Source organism: Candidatus Protochlamydia sp. W-9, assembly GCF_001950615.1.
GTDB lineage: Bacteria > Chlamydiota > Chlamydiia > Chlamydiales > Parachlamydiaceae > Protochlamydia > Protochlamydia amoebophila.
In genome coordinates this window covers 1-16,796 of sequence record NZ_BCPZ01000156.1, presented here as the reverse complement: position 1 = coordinate 16,796, position 16,796 = coordinate 1, and the positions used below count along the sequence as shown (strand labels likewise).

Below are 16,796 nucleotides of genomic sequence, written 5' to 3'. Positions count from 1 at the left end.
ATTAAATGAATGGAATTTGCAGATTTATTTCTGATATTTGATATGATTATACTTTTATAATCATTAAATTTACACGTTTAAAAGATATAGATATTTCATGGACGTTTTTAAACAAGCTAAAATCATCGTAACTAAATTGGTGAAAGCAGGACATACAGCTTATTTTGCAGGTGGATGGGTAAGAGACTATGTGATGGGTCATCCGTCAGAAGATATTGATATTGCCACAGATGCGACTCCTGCACAAATTATGGATATTTTCCCTAATACGTTGTTGATAGGGCTCGCTTTTGGGGTGGTCATTGTTGTGTGGGAAGGTCATCAGTTTGAAGTGGCTACATTTCGCAAAGATTTAGATTATGTGGATGGAAGACACCCAACTGGTATTGTTCTTTCAACAGCACGAGAAGACGCTTTGCGGCGTGATTTTACAATTAATGGAATGTTTTACGATCCTTTGAAAGAAGTTATTTATGATTTTGTGAATGGACAAGAGGATATTCGAAGGCATCTTATTCGAGCGATTGGAAATCCTCATAAGAGATTCCAAGAGGATCGGTTAAGAATGCTACGAGCATTTCGTTTTTCTGCGCGTTTTGGATTCGCCATCGAACTTGAAACTCAGCAAGCTATTTTTGAAAATGCCGAGCAGCTTTTCCCAGCTGTAGCGATCGAAAGAATTTGGCAAGAATTTAAAAAGATGGCTATGTATCCACGTTTTGATCAGGCTATTGTAGAGATGCATAGATTGACTTTATTAGATGTCATTTTTCCAGAGTTAAAAGGATTACCAATTAATGAATTGAGGCATTTAGTAGAAGCCTATAAACGGTTCCCTAAAAATTGTGCGACTATTTTTTATTTGATAGTATTGATGCCTAGGCTGAATCGAGAAGAAAAGATAGAAGTGGCTAAACGTCTTAAGGTTACAAATCGTGATCTTAAGCTTCTTCACTATTTTGAAGATTTAAACCAGCTAATTAAAAAAGAAAAAGAAAACGGATTGGAAGATCTTTATCCTTGGGCTCATGCTTTAGCTAATCCTGACTTCTCTATTGTAGTAGAAGTGATTGCAGCAACTTTCCCCTCAAATAAGGGGAATGAATTGTTGATTCAACTTAAAAACCGTTTTGAAAAGTTAAAATCCCACATTAAACGAATTCAACAAAAAACACCTTTGATTTCTTCTGCACTTTTACAAGCTAATGGAATTTCGGCAGGTAAGCAGATGGGTATACTTTTAAAAGAAGCTGAGAAATTGGCTATTAATAATGATTATCAAGATTCACAAACGGTATTGAACGCTTTAAAACAAACAATGTTATGGAAAATATGACACCTCATTTTATCACTAGTTTACAACATCCTTTTGTCAAACATTTGGTTAAATTAAGGGAAAATAGTCGTTATCGTTTAGAACATAAAGCATTAATTTTGGAAGGAAGTAAGCCAATTCGAGAAGTTCTTTCTTTCGTTAAAAAGATCATTTACACTTCGGCCTATGCTCCGTATTTAACCTTTGAAGGTTTCGAAAAATGGCAAGTCACTGAGGGAATTATGAAAAAAATTTCTGGGAATAGTACTCCGGAAGGAGTGATTGCAGAGATACAAATGCCTCCTTTTTCTTCTCTTAAGCAAGCTCAAAATATTTTAGTTTTAGACGGAATTAATGATCCAGGAAATTTGGGAACTTTGATGCGAACAGCACTGGCTTTTGGTTGGAACGGAATTTATTTACTCCCTACTAGTTGCGATCCTTACAATGAAAAAGTTTTAAGATCAGCACGGGGAGCCCATTTTAAAATCCCGTTGAGAAGAGGAAATATTAACGAATTAGAATTGTTAGCGAAACAGGGTAACTTCCAAACGTTGGTTGCAGATTTGAAAGGCCAAATTCTTAAATCAACGGTCTCTAAAAAACGAAAAATTTTGATCATGGGTAATGAAGCTCATGGACCCTCTCCAGAAGTGTTTAAATTTGCTGAGCCTATCTGTATTCCCATGTCTGGAGAAATGGAGTCATTAAATGTCGCAGTAGCTGGCGGAATTTTATTATATGCTTTAAATCAAATGAATTTTTAGATAAAGAATGCAGTGTCATCTCTTATCCAAAATTCATGTTAACTTGGAATTGTTGAATGAGTAATGCAGATAATGATCGCTCTTATTGGAGAGATCCTGAAGAAGATTATTTCCAACCACGTAAAGAAAGCCGCATGCAAAGAAAGTTAGCGGTAGCGAAAGATCGGTCAAAATATAAAAAAACAGATCAAGAAAAATATTTAAAAAACCTTGAAAAAGGACATCAACAAAAAATTAGTAAGCAAGAATGGCTAGAGGGACGAGTTGTTTCTATTATTCCGCAAGGAATTTTAGTTGATTATCAAGGTGAACGAATTAGCTGTGTCTTGAAAGGTTTGCTTAAACGAGATAAGACACAAGTTAAAAATCTTGTTGCCGTAGGTGACTTTGTTTTATTTGAGAAAACGCACGAAGGAGAGGGAATCATTGCCAGTGTAAAACCTCGCAGAACAATTCTTTCTCGGGCAGACAATCTTTCTCGTCGAAAAGAACAATTAATTGCTGTAAATATTGATCAAGTAATTATTACGGTTTCCGTGGTTAATCCTCCTTTAAAACCCTCTCTAATCGATCGATATATTATTGCTGCTCATAAAGGAAACATGGATCCTTTAATCGTGATTAATAAAGTAGATCTTTTTGATGCGGATGATGAAGATCAAATATTAAGAGAACAAGAAAAAGATCTTTATCAAGAGCTATTAAAAGCTTATGCGGTAGCTAAAGTACCTGTCATTTCAGTTAGTGCCGCTAAAAATGAAGGTTTAGATCTTCTTCGTCAGGCTATGTTAGGAAAATCTTCTGTTTTTTCTGGGCAGTCTGGTGTAGGAAAATCTTCTTTAATTAATGCTATAACAGGTTTGCATCTGCGCGTAGGGGGAACTGTTGAACGAACAAAAAAAGGTTCTCACACAACGACAACGACTCAATTGATTCCATTGGAATTTGGAGGGTGGTGTATTGATACCCCGGGAATTAAAAGTTTTGGCATATGGGATTTGGATAAAAGTGAAGTAGAAGGTTATTTTCCTGAAATTCATGCATGTGGCTTAAATTGTAAATTTCCCGATTGCACCCATTCTCATGAAGAACAGTGTGCGGTTCGTCAGGCAGTTGAAGAAGAGCATATTTCTTTTGTTCGTTATATGTCTTATCAAGTATTAATGGAAACTAGTAATGAGAAGCATATTAGAAGATAACTGAAGAGGAATTATGTCATATATAAGATCTGTAAAAGGAAGAGAAATTTTAGATTCTAGAGGTAACCCAACTATTGAGGTTGAACTAATTACAGATCAAAATGTCATGGTTAAAGCGTCTGTTCCTTCTGGAGCTTCTACAGGAGAAAATGAGGCATTAGAATTACGTGATGGGGATCCCAATTATTACTTTGGTAAAGGAGTCTTAAAAGCAATTGCTAATATTAATGGTCCAATTGCACAAATTCTGGTTGGAGAGCATGTCTATGATCAAGAAAGATTGGATCGGATGTTAATTGAAGCTGATGGGACAGACAATAAAGGTCATTTCGGAGCCAACGCGATTTTAGGTGTTTCGCTAGCTTTAGCACGGGCGGGAGCGTTGACAGCAAATCTCCCTTTATATCGCTATATTGGAGGGGTTCATGCCCATCTTTTACCATGTCCCATGATGAATATTATTAATGGAGGGGCTCATGCTGATAACTCTCTTGATTTTCAAGAGTTTATGATTCGACCTGTTGGAGCTTCTACTTTTCGTGAAGCAGTTCGGTGGGGAGCTGAAATTTTTCACACGTTAAAAGGAATACTTAAAAAAGCTGGGCATGTGACAGCTGTTGGAGATGAAGGAGGTTTTGCGCCTAATCTTTCCTCAAATGAAGAGGCTTTAGAATTGATTTTATTAGCGATTGAAAAAGCTGGTTATCAACCTGGTAAACAAGTGATTCTAGCAATGGATTGTGCAGCTTCGGAATTTTATGATAAAACTACTAAGCAATATTTTGAAAAGAAAAAGAAACAAAAGAATCAAGTATTTGCGGAAAGAACCGCTGAAGAGCAAATTGCCTATCTTGAAACCCTTTGCCAAAATTATCCAATTGATTCAATTGAAGATGCGTTAGCTGAAGGAGATTGGTGTGGTTGGCAACGATTAACTGAACGATTAGGACGAAAAATACAAATTGTAGGAGATGATATTTTTGTCACCAACCCCAAATTTCTGGAAAAAGGAATTGAACTTGGTGTGGGGAATGCAATTTTAGTGAAAATTAATCAAATCGGAACACTAACTGAAACGCTGCAAACAATTCGTTTGGCTCAAACTAACAATTATGCTTGTATTATTTCTCATCGATCTGGCGAAACAGAAGATAGTATCATTGCCGATATTAGTGTAGCGGCTAATACAGGACAAATCAAAACAGGTTCTCTTTCTAGATCTGACCGAATTGCTAAGTACAATCGGTTATTAGCTATTGAGGCAGAGTTAGAATCGACAGCGCTTTATCAAGATAGTAATCGATTTCAGATTTTCTAAGGTAAATTGATGGATACAATTTATACAATTGTTTTATTTGGAGAGGCTGAACGCGGAGAGTTTCGCACGGCTTATCTTTGTCAAGAGTTAGAAGATTTAGATAAATATCTGGGAAATCCTCCTTATCAAAGTAAAGGGTTATATTGCGCTGTGCAAGCACTTCTTTTTAAACGTCGCCTCATTTATTTTCGCGTTTCGGAAGAGGGGTTTAGTATAAATGATTATCTCATTGGCTTGAAAATGTTAGAGCAGCAAACTTTCATTCCTAATTTGGATGCGATTTATATGCCTGGAATAGGAAATCAGGAGGTGTTAGATGCGGTGCAACCAATTTGTAAATTTTATCATAGTATTTTGTTGACTAATGAAGCCGATTTCTATGACTATCTTTATTATAAGTAAGTCGATGTAGATAGCCTACATCGACGACTGATTGAGAACTAACGACGATCGTTAAGTTTAGCAAGCAAACGTAACATTTCAATATAAAGCCAAACAAGCGTTACCATCAAAGCAAATGCCCCATACCATTCCATATATTTAGGAACGTTGGCTCGCGCTCCTTGTTCAATGAAATCAAAATCAATAATAAAATTTAAAGCAGCAATTCCTACGACAAACAAGCTAAAAAGAATGCTAAATAAACCACTTCCGTTAATAAAAGAAACATTGATTCCAAAAAATCCTAAGACAATAGCGACTAAATAAACAAGAGCAATTCCTCCTGTAGCGGCCATGACTCCTAGTTTAAAATTTTCAGTTGGTTTAACTAGTCCGGTTTGGTAAATAACTAACATGGCAAGTAAAGTAGCAAGTGTCAAACTTATTGCTTGCATGACAATTCCTGGATAAGAAGTTTCAAAAATACTTGAAATTCCTCCTAAGAATAGACCTTCCATAATAGCATATAAGGGAGCTGATAATGGAGCCCATTCTTTTTTAAACACAGTGACTAAAGATAAAACAAATCCGCCGATCAAGCCAACCATCATCCAAGTTTGAATAGCAGCTGGATTTTGTCCAGCATTAAAAAAGGTTTTCCAAACCCAGATGGCAGGAAGAAATACTAACAGAAGTAAAATAGCTGTTTTATTGATTGTTCCACGAATTGTCATGGCACTGGATTTGGACGCAATGCCAAATCCTGAAAATGGATTCCCAGCAAGAGCAGGATTAGAAGATCTCATAGGAGCACTCCTTATACTTTGGTTGTAAAAAAAAATAGATTACTTCTTCAGAGCCTTATTTGACAAGTCTTTACGAGAGGATTAAAAGCTTTGAAAGAAAAGATTTATTCTCTATTATTATTCATTTGATCTTTCTATGTCGCTAAGACATGTTTCTTTAGCGGATGTAAAAGATTTTTAAGATCTAAAAACCTGAATTTTGAGTTTTTCTCCTGAAAATGCAGTTTTTTTGGTAACTTAAAAGAATCGGTTCTTGAAAATAGTTGTTGCTATTCTTCTTAAACCACTTTTCCTTTTTATCGAACAAACGGTTGATTTTTTAGCAGAAATTTTCGAGATATCAGACTAAAAATAGCGTTTGTTTATATACAATGTCAATTTAAAAGAGATGTGTAGATATGTTTGGATTCCTCAAAAAAATCTTCGGCAGTGCTCATGACCGCCTATTAAATAGATACCGAAAACAAGTTGAAGAAGTCAACAAATGGGATCAGAAATTTCAATCTTTGAGTGATGAACAGTTAAAAGCTAAAACGGCTGAGTTTCGTCTGCGTCTCAAAAACGGAGAAATGTTAGACCAGCTTTTACCAGAGGCCTATGCGGTTGTTAAAGCTGTTTGTCGACGTTTAAACGGAACAGAAATTCATGTTTCTGGTTATAACCAACGTTGGGATATGGTTCCTTATGATGTGCAAGTTCTAGGTGGAATCGCTATGCATAATGGAGCTATTGCAGAAATGCACACAGGCGAAGGTAAAACTCTAACAGCAGTGATGCCTTTATATTTAAACGCCCTTACTGGTAAACCAGTCCATTTGATTACAGTTAATGATTATCTAGCGCAGCGAGATTGTGAATGGGTGGGAACTGTCCTTCGGTGGCTCGGATTAACAACAGGCGCTTTAACTAATAGTGTAGCTATCGAAAAGCGTAAAGAAATTTATGAGAGTGATGTCGTGTATGGAACTGCTTCTGAATTTGGATTTGACTATTTACGTGATAATTCGATGGCTATGTCAAAAGAAGATCAAGTTCAACGAGGCTATTACTTTGCAATTATCGACGAAGTGGATTCGATTTTAATTGATGAAGCTAGAACGCCTTTAATTATTTCAGGTCCAGTTCCAGATAGCCGCCAAATGTACGACGAGTTAAAGGAAGGAGTGGCGGAACTTGTTAGGCGACAGCGTGATTTATGTAGTCGATTAGCTTCTGATGCTCGTAAAGTAGTGGAGGAAGTGGAAGCATTAGGAAGTGGAAAAAAAGAGAAGAAATTAGAAGAGTCTGAACAAGAAGCTTATCGAAAACTTTGGTTAGTTGGAAAAGGAACACCGCAAAATAAAATTCTCAAACGTTTAAAAGAAAATCCAGATATTCGAGCCGCTATTGATAAATGGGATCTTTATTATCATGCTGAGCAAAATAAAGAGGAGCGTACTCAGACTTTGGCAGAACTTTATATGATTATTGATGAAAAAGGTAATGAGTATGAATTGACTGACAAGGGAATTAACGCTTGGCAGACTTATACAAATGGAATTGGAAATCCAGAAGACTTTATTATGATGGATATCGGTGATGAATACATCAAAGTTGACGAAGACTTATCTCTTGATGCAGAATCCAAGATGGCTCGTAAAATGCAAATTAAAGAAGAAGACGCAAAACGCAAAGAAAGAGCCCATAATCTTCGTCAGTTGTTGAGAGCTCATCTATTAATGGAAAAAGATGTCGATTACATTATTCATGATAATAAAATCGTTATTATTGATGAGAATACAGGACGTCCTCAACCAGGAAGACGCTTTTCAGATGGCTTGCATCAAGCAATTGAAGCAAAAGAAGGTGTGGAAATTCAAAAAGAAACGCAAACTTATGCGACAATTACTTTGCAGAATTTTTTTCGCATGTATGAAAAATTGTCTGGGATGACGGGAACAGCAACAACAGAAGCTAATGAGTTTAAAGAAATTTATAAGCTCGATGTTTTAGAGATACCTACGCATCGAGCTAATCGACGTGTTGATTTCAATGATGAAATTTACATGACTGAAAGAGAAAAATATAATGCTATCCTGAAAGAAGTCAGAGAAGTACATGAAAAAGAGCGTCCTATTTTGATAGGAACAGAATCTGTGGAAGTATCTGAAAAACTTTCTCGTATTTTTAAGCAAAATGGGCTTGAACATACCGTTTTAAATGCTAAGCAAAACGAACGAGAAGCTGAAATTATTGCTGAAGCAGGGAAACGTGCCGCTATAACCATAGCAACTAATATGGCAGGCCGAGGGACGGATATTAAGTTAGAACCGGGAGTCGCCGATTTAGGTGGTTTGTATGTTATGGGAACTACGCGTCATCAATCTCGTCGTACTGATAGACAGTTAAGAGGTCGTTGTGCGCGACAAGGAGATCCAGGGAATTCTAAATTTTATATCTCCTTTGAAGATGCATTACTCCGTTTATTTGCTTCTCCTAGGATCACGAGTGTTTTACAAAAGTTTCGTCCACCTGAGGGTGAGCCTATTTCAGCGGGAATGCTTAATAAATCTATTGAAACAGCTCAAAAAAGGGTAGAGCAACGTAATTATACTATGCGTAAACATACTTTAGAGTATGACGATGTCATGAATAAACAAAGACAAGAAATATATGCTTTCCGCAATGAAATCCTGGGAGTTGGTAATATTGAACCGGTCGCTATTGAAATTATTGAAAGCGTGTGTTCAATGGGCGCAGATCAATTTTTTAAAAGTCGCTCAGAAGAAGGGGGATGGAATCCAGAAGGATATCGTCAATGGCTTCTTCATCTTTTTCCTGTTACTTTTGATGAGTATTTTTTTGATAAGGAACATTTAGAGATAGAAGAAATAGAGCAAATGGCAGCCGATAAAGTAGTTGAGGCTTTAAAAGAAAAGATTGCAAGCGAAAATGCAAAAGTTCCAGGTCATTTAATTGCAATGGGAGAGTCTCCTTTTCCAGCTCATACTGCTATACGCAATTTAATGATCCGTAAAACTGATCAAATGTGGCAAGAGCATCTTTTACGTATGGACCACTTACGTTCTGACGTGACATTAAGAGCGGTAGGGCAGCGAGATCCTTTAACAGAGTTCAAACACGAAGCTTTTGCCTTATTTGATGAATTGAGTCGCAATTTAAGAACCGAAGTAGCGCGTTCTATGTTTAGGTTCGAAATTATTGCTCCTCAACAAACTTTGGAACAGCTTCTTCAATCAGGCCTTCGTTTAGAAACCAATCGTTCTCTTTTTGTAGACTTACAAAATGAGCAGCCCTCACAAGAAATGGCAGCGGATGAAGAGACGCAAGAAGAATCAAAGTTAGAAGAGAATAAGCCTGAACCAATTGTAGTAGGCCCACGTGTTGGTCGCAACGATCTTTGTCCCTGTGGAAGTGGCAAGAAATTTAAAAAATGTTGTAATAAGGTTGAAATTGTATAACATCAAAATAGAAAAGCTTTTTTAATTAATCGAAAAAGCTTTTCTATTTAAAAAAAATTATGTTTGTTGATTAGTGGAAATTACTTTTAAAGAAGAATTAAAAAGCTAAAAAAATGCAAAACAATTGTGCCTTTAAACCATCAGCCTGACAGGCATTTAAAAAGCTTAAAAATTCAATACATATTTCTTTGTTACCTTTTCTTAAAAATAAATAAGTTTTTAGTAAGAGCATCACAGCTTAATTTTTCATTACATATAGTGTTTAAAATTAAATTTTCATTCGAAAAGCTATTAATTTTATCAATGAAATCTATATCCTCAATAGAGGAATGTCATTGAGAATGTTTTTCTCAAAAGTTAGAATCACTTCAAATGAGAAACTTTCAGGAATTTGTTCAACAAATTTTGATGCCGCACTCATTAGACCTCATTCTTTCAGCATTAAATTTAAAGTGGAAAAGAGGACTTAGTAACTAATTTTTAAATGTTTCTAAAGGTCTTCTGAAGTCAATATACAAAATGATACGTTCTTCATTAGAATAATTCCAAGCGCTATGTTCTAAGTTGTCATTAAAAACAATCCCATCAGCTGGCTTTTTCCAAATAAAAGTTTGATCTTTGACTTTTAATCCGCATTGTTCTTCAGCAGGAATAATTAATCCTAAATGGCAAATAAATGAGAGAGGATTGTTGTGTCGATGAGGAGCTAAGTCGCTGTGGGGATGAAGCCTTGAAAGAGCGACGAAATTAATGCTAGGAAAATGTTTTAGAAGAGCTGTTGTTTTAGGAAATCGGATAGGAAGAGAATCTAATACTTGTTCCCTTTGCTCTTGAGTTAAGCCTGCACTGACTTCCATTCCGTGACCTGAATAGTTCCCAAAATAGATGGGAAAAACAGTCCAATTCCCATTTAAAAATTGACAATGACCTGATTGATCATAGGTATCACTACCCCATCGGAGCCAAACTTTATTTTCAATCAACTCATCTTGAATAATCGGAAGATTAATTTGAATATCATGAATTTCTTTAAAACGTTTGATTGGAAAAAAGGGAGTTTCTTCATCAAATTCAAATAAAATCATATATACCTTAATAGTAAAATCGTGGTTATAAGAGTATTTTTAAAACATCGGATGACAATTTATGTTTTAATCAAGAAGTGATTTTGTGTATAACAAATTTTTATTAATTGATTGAGGCATGATGATTTCTTTGGTGATCTTTGTAGCCTGCTATATTAGCTTTGTCTTAGTTCCTCAGCATAAAGCGATGATTTCATTAATAGGCGTTGCTGCTTTAATTATTTTACAACAAATAGGGTTGTTAGCGGCTTTTCATGAAATTCACTGGAACGTTATGGGACTTTTCATGGGGACATTGATTTTGGCAGAGTTATTTCTGTATTCGCGAGTCCCAGCTGTGTTTGTGGAATGGTTAGTTGACCGTTCAAAAACAGTAAGAAGTGCTTTAATTAGCATTTTTCTTTTATCGAGCATTATTTCTATGTTTGTTGAAAATGTTGCTGTTGTTTTGTTAATTGCTCCAGTTGCCTTGGCGCTTTGCGAAAAATTAAAAATTTCACCTGTAAAACCGCTGATTTTATTAGCCATGTTTTCCAATTTACAGGGAACTGCAACGTTGATTGGGGATCCGCCTAGTATGATTTTAGGCACTTATATGAAAATGACTTTTGATAATTTTTTTGTTTATTTAGGAAAGCCTGGTATTTTTTTTATTGTGCAAGTGGGTGCTTTTTTTACACTGTGGTTGGCTTTTTATCTTTTCAAAAATTTTAAACAACCTGCTGAATTGATCAAACTCGAAAAAGTGAAATCTTGGATTCCTTCATTATTGTTAGTGATTTTGATTGTAGGATTATCTATTGGCTCCCCTTTTGATCCAGATTCTTCTTGGATGGTAGGATCTTTTTCAATGGGTTTGGCTATAATAGGATTGATCTGGCACCATTTAGGCCCTAAATGGGTATTTACAGAACAGATTCTTAAGACGTTAGATTGGAAGACAACTTTTTTTCTGATGGCTCTATTTATTCTAGTCGGAGCTGTTCGTTTAGAGGGGTGGATGGACGCTTTAGCTAAGTGGATTGTGAGTCATGTTCCTCCTAATCTATTGATGGTTTATTTTTTTTTAATTTTTATTTCTTTAATCATATCAGCATTTGTCGACAATGTTCCTTATCTTCTCGCCATGATTCCTGTCGTGCAACAGGTAGCGGATAATACGGATTTTTCTTTGTCCCTCTTAATGTTTGCTTTATTTATTGGAACTTGTTTGGGAGGAAATATCACTCCTGTTGGTGCATCAGCAAATATAGTCGCAGTGAGTTTTTTGGAAAAGAATGGGTATTCTGTTACTTTTTCAACTTACACGTACTACGGACTTTTATTCACAGGAATGGCTATTATTCCGTCAACCATAACCTTGTGGGTCCTATGGTCTTAATAATCAAGCTTGAATGAGTTTTTATAAATTTATTCAGGTTTATTATCTGCAAAATAATAAAATTTAGAGAGAGTCATTTGAGGAAATACTACTCATTTTCCAGCGTCTGTAAAAATCTCCAACCTAAAAAAATAAAAGGAAGGCTAAGACCTAAAAAAACACTCCAGTAATGGCTCTTCCATTGGAGGGTAAGAGTTCCTTCTTGTGAAAAAAGAAGCAGGACGATTCCAAACAAGAAAAAAATAGATCCGGACATCAAAAATAAAGTAGGTAAAATGTCTTTTTTGAAAAGAGTCCAAGACATTTCTACCGTAACAAAGGATCCTTCAGCTAATTCGGTCTGTTCCTTAGATTGAAATTCGTTTTGTTCATTTTCTTGGATTTGGTAGAGAGGAGTCGGAATTTCTTCTTCTTCTTCCGATGAGTGGTAAGATGGTCTCCAACCTGAGTTTTCTTCATCTAAAGCGTGAATATATACTCCGCAGTAGGGGCAATTATCTACGTTTTTTGCGACATTTCCTTCACAATTCCAACATAACTTTTTTTTAGGTACTGCGCTCATTAAAACGCCCTATTAATCTTATATAAATATTCAATTTTTAACTTATTATTGGGATGCTCCGATCTCCATGTAGAAGGATTATAAACACCTATTGACATATTATCTTTTTCTTTATCAAAACGCAAGCATTAGAGAAAAATTTCATATAAATTTTGTCAAGTCCAAATTAAATAGAATTGCATATCTAACTTAAGTTGTTATTATTTAGTAGATAGTGATTTTTAACTTAATTTAATTTAAGTAAATAAAAAAGTTGTTTTTAGCCTTTAAAGATTGTTGAAAACAGCAAAAATAGCTAATTTTTAGAATTATTTTTTATGAAAAAACGAATTCTAATATTATTATTTAGAAAAGTCTTTTAAATGCACTTTTAAAAGACTTTTTTTCTTTATTTTTTTGTTTTTATTAACTTAGAAGCAGGTTTAGATCCTTATTTTATTTGAATAATAATTTTTTTATATAGGAACGACTATTTGAGAACTTATTTTCCTCTTGCTTGGTGCATTTGTTTCCAAATTTTTCAAAGAAGTATGATGATTCTGAATTGACAATTGTATATGCTAAACATCTCATTTTGGAGTTTATGCTAATTAAAAATTTAAGAAGTTTAACTCTAGTGACAAGTTTATCGAAGGAGAGAATGATGGAAATAAAAAAATTCGATGTGGCTGTTCTTGGAGGAGGCCCTGGCGGCTATCCAGCAGCGATTCGAGCAGCACAACAAGGTAAATCTGTTGCATTGATTGAAGCCAAAGAATTGGGTGGTACTTGCTTAAATAGGGGGTGTATTCCTTCAAAAGCTTTAATTGCTGGAGCAGAAGTTGTTGATCGCATCCATGAAGCGAAAGAATTTGGAATTCATGTGGGTGAAGTTAATATTGATTATGCTCAACTTGCTTTCCATAAAGACCGAGTGGTTGAACGGATGCGTAAAGGCTTAGAAGGGCTTATGGCAACTAATAAAATTACTATTTTTAAAGGATTTGGACAATTTATTTCCCCTCGAGAAATTAAAATCAAAGGTCAGGATAATACAAATATTACCGCCGATCAAATTATCATCGCGACAGGATCAGAACCGCGTAATATTTCAGCTTTCCCATTTGACCATGAACGCATTCATGACTCTACCTCACTGTTAGCCATGAAAACTCTTCCTGAAAAACTTATTATCGTTGGAGGGGGAGTCATTGGCTGTGAATTTGCCTCTCTTTATGCCACACTTGGTGTCCATGTGACAATCTTAGAATTGTTGCCACGTTTAATTTCGACCGAGGCTATTGAGGTATCACAAGCATTGACAAAAGCATTTATTAAGCGAGGTATTCAAGTAGAAACAGGTGTAAAAGTTCAAAAAATTGAACAAGTTGAGATGGGAATACAAGTTCAAGTAGAAGAAGGAAAACTTTACGTTGCTGACTGTTGTTTAGTCGCAGTAGGTCGTTCTCTCAATACTAAAAATATTGGGCTTGACAAAGCAGGTATTTTAGTTCAAGAAAATGGGATGATTGCTGTCAATGATAAAATGCAAACAAACGTTGATGGCATTTACGCGGTAGGGGACATTGCATCGAAGTGGTGGTTAGCTCACGTTGCTTCTCACCAAGGCCTTATAGCAGCAGACCAAATTTGTGGAAAAAGTAGTCGTATGTATTATCACGCGATTCCTTCCGTAATCTTTACTCATCCTGAAATCGCAACAGTTGGATTATCACTTGAAGAAGCGATGAAAAGAGGATATAAAGCTAAGTTGGCGGGCTTTCCTTTTCAAGCGCTTGGAAAATCTCAAGCTGCTTTACAGGCAGAAGGATTTGCCCAAATTGTTGTCGAAGAAAAATCAGGACAGATTCTTGGCGCTCAAGTTGTTGGTTATGAAGCTTCTGTGATGATTGCAGAAATGACTCTAGCTATTACGAACGAATTGACCGTGGAATGTGTGGCAGAAACTATCCATGCCCATCCTACTCTACCGGAAGCTTGGCTAGAATCAGCACTACTAGGGGAAGGCTTACCTTTGCATTTACCCCCTAAAACGCAAAAAAAGGGATAAGATTCAATTTTTAAAGGACTGCTGTGATGGAAAACTCCCCAAAAATTCGTCGCTTAAATATCCTACCAGATAATCCTGAAAATACTGGAGATGGCGTGGTAGGGCTTGGCCGCTTTCCTTCATGGTTGCACCGGCCACTTCCTAAAGGAAATCAACTTCAGATTACTGGGCAAGTCATCAATCAAAATCGCTTACACACTGTTTGTGAAGAGGCTAAATGTCCCAATCTCTTAGAATGTTGGACTAAAAAAACTGCCACATTTCTTGTAATGGGTAAAGAGTGTTCACGTAACTGTGGTTTTTGTGATATAGACTTTTCAAAAAAACCTAAACCCCTAGATCAAAGTGAACCGTCGAGAGTTGCTTTATCTGTCCAGCAGTTAGGATTAAAGCACGTTGTAATCACAATGGTAGCACGGGATGATTTGCCTGATGGAGGAAGTTCTCATCTCGTCGAGGTTATTGACGCAATTAGGCAAACCAATGAAGATGTAACTATTGAGGTCTTAACTTCAGATTTTGAAGGAAATCGAAAGGCTCTAAGCCTTGTTTTACAAGCTAAACCTGAAATTTTTAATCATAATATTGAAACAGTTCGTCGTTTAACTCCACGTGTTAGACATAAAGCCACCTATGAAAGAACTTTAAATGTACTTGAACAAGCGGCTCAAAAGAAATATCATTCCCAGCTTAAGGTTAAATCGGGGATAATGGTGGGGTTAGGTGAGACTGAGGAAGAAATTTTTGAAACATTATTTGATTTAAAAAAAGTAGGATGTGAAATTGTCACCATCGGACAATATTTACAACCTAATCGGCAAAAACTTCTTGTAAAATCTTTTGTTCATCCTGATTCTTTTAAAAAATATGAACAATATGGATTGAGTATAGGAATACCTCACCTTTATTGTGGACCTTTTGTTAGATCTAGCTATAATGCAAATTTAGTTCTTATGCGTGCAAATCAAAAAGAAGCAATTGTTAACAGCGAATAGTAATTAGGTGAATGATGCAAGAATCAGGCGAACCATTTGAACATTATCCTTTAGTAGATGCAATGGATCATGAAATTTTAATGCATCGAGACGCCCATTTTGGCGGTCTCTTTTCTGTCATGTTAGATTATTATAAAGGAGAAGGAAAAGGAATTCAGCCTGATTTTACAATTGAGAGGATTGAGCGATTGGCAACTCTCGAAGCTGAAATGAAAGAAAATTTAGCAGCTTTATTTTTTACAGCATCGGAAGCGCAAAAAGTGGCTGACGCGAGAGCAGCGTATCAAAATTTACGTTCTATTTATGAAATTCAAAATCAACAAAATCGTTTTCCTCGATTGATTGCTGATTTAATTTTATCTGAAGACGAAGAAGCAGAAAAAGAAGTGAATGCCATTGTGACGGAGAGAGATAAAATTGTTCCTCTTCTTATTGAATGTTTGGGCAATGAGCAATTTTATGATCCAATTTTTCCTGGCTATGGATTGCTACCCTCTTTGATAGTTAAATGTTTAGGTAAAATTGGAGACAAACGAGCCATTATTTCTTTATTTGAAGCGTTTGGTCAAGGAGATTTTTTTGCAGATGAACAAATACTTAGAGCGCTCAAAGCAATTGGGGATCCTGCAAAGGCTTTTTTATTAAAAGTTGTTTGTGGGAAACCTCTGAATGAAGATAATGAACGTGCTGCGATTGGCTTACTTGCTTTTAAAGAAAGTCCTGAAGTTGCAAATACATGTTTTAATCTATTAAAAAACGAAGATATTCAAAAAAAATCTTGCCTCTCCACTTATTTGACTTTAGCTTGCATAGGTTTACAAGATGAACATTTAAGACAAGAATTTCGGCAGATGGTTACCCAGCCGCAACTCAACGCAATGTTGAAAGAGGATATGAAAGGAATTCTTCACAGTTGGGATCAACCCGAATAATAAATCCTAGTATTTTGATAATCAATAGGTTAAAAAAATAAAGCTAAAAATCATTAACGGACAAATAAAGAAAATTGTCAGAAAAGCTTTTTGAGTAAGAGTATCTCTTCATAAAGTTTGTAGAATGTTTGATGCAAGGATGCCAACATGTCTGCTAGATTTTATGGATTTCATTATCAACGATTTATCTGAGAATTTAAATGCACAATTCGCCTGTCATGAGAACGATGAGTTGGAAATGATCAGTGGCTATGGCTTGTCTTTCATAAAAAATTGCCAAGTGCTTGCTAGGCTAGTGGATCCTCGAGATAAAAAACCGCTGGACTTCTTTTTGCCAAACTGCCTGAATCCTTAAAAATAAGCCCTCTATTTCGCTGATAAATTTATGTTTATTGGGAAACCATTCCTTGGAGCCAACATCAACCAGTTAGCAAGCCATCTGGTCAGACAAGCGACATTGAAAGGTTAATTGTGCTTTCAGACAAAGATGTGCAAGACTGGTGAGAAAAACACTTTCATTTTCTAAAAAGCTAACTAATCCCAT

13 protein-coding genes and 1 pseudogene are annotated in these 16,796 nt (G+C 35.8%); 11 read left to right on the top strand and 3 right to left on the bottom strand.

Annotated features, from left to right (window positions below; translation table 11 throughout):
- Positions 1-97: 97 nt before the first annotated feature.
- From BU804_RS04495 to BU804_RS04475, 5 genes are read left to right on the top strand one after another with little or no spacing between them, the layout of a single operon-like run.
- Positions 98-1,336, top strand: a complete 1,239-nt coding sequence (locus BU804_RS04495) for a CCA tRNA nucleotidyltransferase (protein ID WP_075883142.1) — start codon at positions 98-100, stop codon at positions 1,334-1,336.
- Positions 1,333-2,082, top strand: a complete 750-nt coding sequence (locus BU804_RS04490) for a TrmH family RNA methyltransferase (RefSeq protein ID WP_011174691.1) — start codon at positions 1,333-1,335, stop codon at positions 2,080-2,082. Before BU804_RS04495 ends, BU804_RS04490 begins: the two co-directional genes overlap by 4 nt.
- Positions 2,083-2,138: 56 nt before the next feature.
- Complete coding sequence (rsgA, locus tag BU804_RS04485; RefSeq protein WP_075883141.1) at positions 2,139-3,281, top strand: ribosome small subunit-dependent GTPase A; 1,143 nt, start codon at positions 2,139-2,141, stop codon at positions 3,279-3,281.
- A gap of 13 nt (positions 3,282-3,294) precedes the next feature.
- On the top strand, positions 3,295-4,599 hold the full coding sequence (gene eno, locus BU804_RS04480; protein ID WP_075883140.1) for a phosphopyruvate hydratase: 1,305 nt from the start codon (positions 3,295-3,297) through the stop codon (positions 4,597-4,599).
- Positions 4,600-4,608: 9 nt separating this feature from the next.
- On the top strand, positions 4,609-5,001 hold the full coding sequence (locus BU804_RS04475) for a hypothetical protein (protein ID WP_075883139.1): 393 nt from the start codon (positions 4,609-4,611) through the stop codon (positions 4,999-5,001).
- A 38-nt stretch (positions 5,002-5,039) separates the two neighbouring features.
- Here BU804_RS04475 and BU804_RS04470 read toward each other — a convergent pair whose 3' ends face one another.
- Positions 5,040-5,786, bottom strand: a complete 747-nt coding sequence (locus BU804_RS04470; protein WP_011174695.1) for a Bax inhibitor-1/YccA family protein — start codon at positions 5,784-5,786, stop codon at positions 5,040-5,042.
- 398 nt (positions 5,787-6,184) lie between these two features.
- On the opposite strand from BU804_RS04470, the gene secA reads away from it, so the two are divergent.
- Positions 6,185-9,247 (top strand): preprotein translocase subunit SecA, encoded by a 3,063-nt coding sequence (gene secA, locus BU804_RS04465; RefSeq protein ID WP_075883138.1) that lies wholly within the window; start codon positions 6,185-6,187, stop codon positions 9,245-9,247.
- A gap of 473 nt (positions 9,248-9,720) precedes the next feature.
- On the opposite strand, the gene BU804_RS04460 is transcribed toward secA, so the two are convergent.
- Positions 9,721-10,332, bottom strand: coding sequence for an aspartyl/asparaginyl beta-hydroxylase domain-containing protein (locus BU804_RS04460; RefSeq protein WP_075883137.1), 612 nt, complete (start codon positions 10,330-10,332; stop codon positions 9,721-9,723).
- A gap of 118 nt (positions 10,333-10,450) precedes the next feature.
- Between BU804_RS04460 and BU804_RS04455 the strand changes: the two genes are divergently transcribed.
- On the top strand, positions 10,451-11,713 hold the full coding sequence (locus tag BU804_RS04455; protein ID WP_226996133.1) for an ArsB/NhaD family transporter: 1,263 nt from the start codon (positions 10,451-10,453) through the stop codon (positions 11,711-11,713).
- An 88-nt stretch (positions 11,714-11,801) separates the two neighbouring features.
- On the opposite strand, the gene BU804_RS04450 is transcribed toward BU804_RS04455, so the two are convergent.
- Entirely contained in the window at positions 11,802-12,275 is a 474-nt protein-coding gene (locus BU804_RS04450) for a hypothetical protein (protein ID WP_075883135.1), read from the bottom strand.
- 640 nt (positions 12,276-12,915) lie between these two features.
- Here BU804_RS04450 and lpdA point away from each other — a divergent pair.
- The 4 genes and pseudogenes from lpdA to BU804_RS14660 all read left to right on the top strand — a co-directional run.
- Complete coding sequence (lpdA, locus tag BU804_RS04445) at positions 12,916-14,325, top strand: dihydrolipoyl dehydrogenase (protein WP_075883134.1); 1,410 nt, start codon at positions 12,916-12,918, stop codon at positions 14,323-14,325.
- A gap of 26 nt (positions 14,326-14,351) precedes the next feature.
- Entirely contained in the window at positions 14,352-15,320 is a 969-nt protein-coding gene (gene lipA / locus BU804_RS04440) for a lipoyl synthase (RefSeq protein ID WP_079988606.1), read from the top strand.
- Positions 15,321-15,331: 11 nt separating this feature from the next.
- Positions 15,332-16,252, top strand: coding sequence for a HEAT repeat domain-containing protein (locus BU804_RS04435; RefSeq protein WP_226996132.1), 921 nt, complete (start codon positions 15,332-15,334; stop codon positions 16,250-16,252).
- Positions 16,253-16,298: 46 nt separating this feature from the next.
- Positions 16,299-16,796: pseudogene (locus BU804_RS14660) on the top strand (IS1 family transposase); the annotation flags it as partial.

Bases quoted from the DNA above. Each gene is read 5' to 3' on its own strand.
- BU804_RS04495 (WP_075883142.1), top strand. From the start codon at position 98: ATGGACGTTTTTAAACAAGCTAAAATCATCGTAACTAAATTGGTGAAA.
- BU804_RS04490 (WP_011174691.1), top strand. From the start codon at position 1,333: ATGACACCTCATTTTATCACTAGTTTACAACATCCTTTTGTCAAACAT.
- rsgA (WP_075883141.1), top strand. From the start codon at position 2,139: ATGAGTAATGCAGATAATGATCGCTCTTATTGGAGAGATCCTGAAGAA.
- eno (WP_075883140.1), top strand. From the start codon at position 3,295: ATGTCATATATAAGATCTGTAAAAGGAAGAGAAATTTTAGATTCTAGA.
- BU804_RS04475 (WP_075883139.1), top strand. From the start codon at position 4,609: ATGGATACAATTTATACAATTGTTTTATTTGGAGAGGCTGAACGCGGA.
- BU804_RS04470 (WP_011174695.1), bottom strand. From the start codon at position 5,786: ATGAGATCTTCTAATCCTGCTCTTGCTGGGAATCCATTTTCAGGATTT.
- secA (WP_075883138.1), top strand. From the start codon at position 6,185: ATGTTTGGATTCCTCAAAAAAATCTTCGGCAGTGCTCATGACCGCCTA.
- BU804_RS04460 (WP_075883137.1), bottom strand. From the start codon at position 10,332: ATGATTTTATTTGAATTTGATGAAGAAACTCCCTTTTTTCCAATCAAA.
- BU804_RS04455 (WP_226996133.1), top strand. From the start codon at position 10,451: ATGATGATTTCTTTGGTGATCTTTGTAGCCTGCTATATTAGCTTTGTC.
- BU804_RS04450 (WP_075883135.1), bottom strand. From the start codon at position 12,275: ATGAGCGCAGTACCTAAAAAAAAGTTATGTTGGAATTGTGAAGGAAAT.
- lpdA (WP_075883134.1), top strand. From the start codon at position 12,916: ATGATGGAAATAAAAAAATTCGATGTGGCTGTTCTTGGAGGAGGCCCT.
- lipA (WP_079988606.1), top strand. From the start codon at position 14,352: ATGGAAAACTCCCCAAAAATTCGTCGCTTAAATATCCTACCAGATAAT.
- BU804_RS04435 (WP_226996132.1), top strand. From the start codon at position 15,332: ATGATGCAAGAATCAGGCGAACCATTTGAACATTATCCTTTAGTAGAT.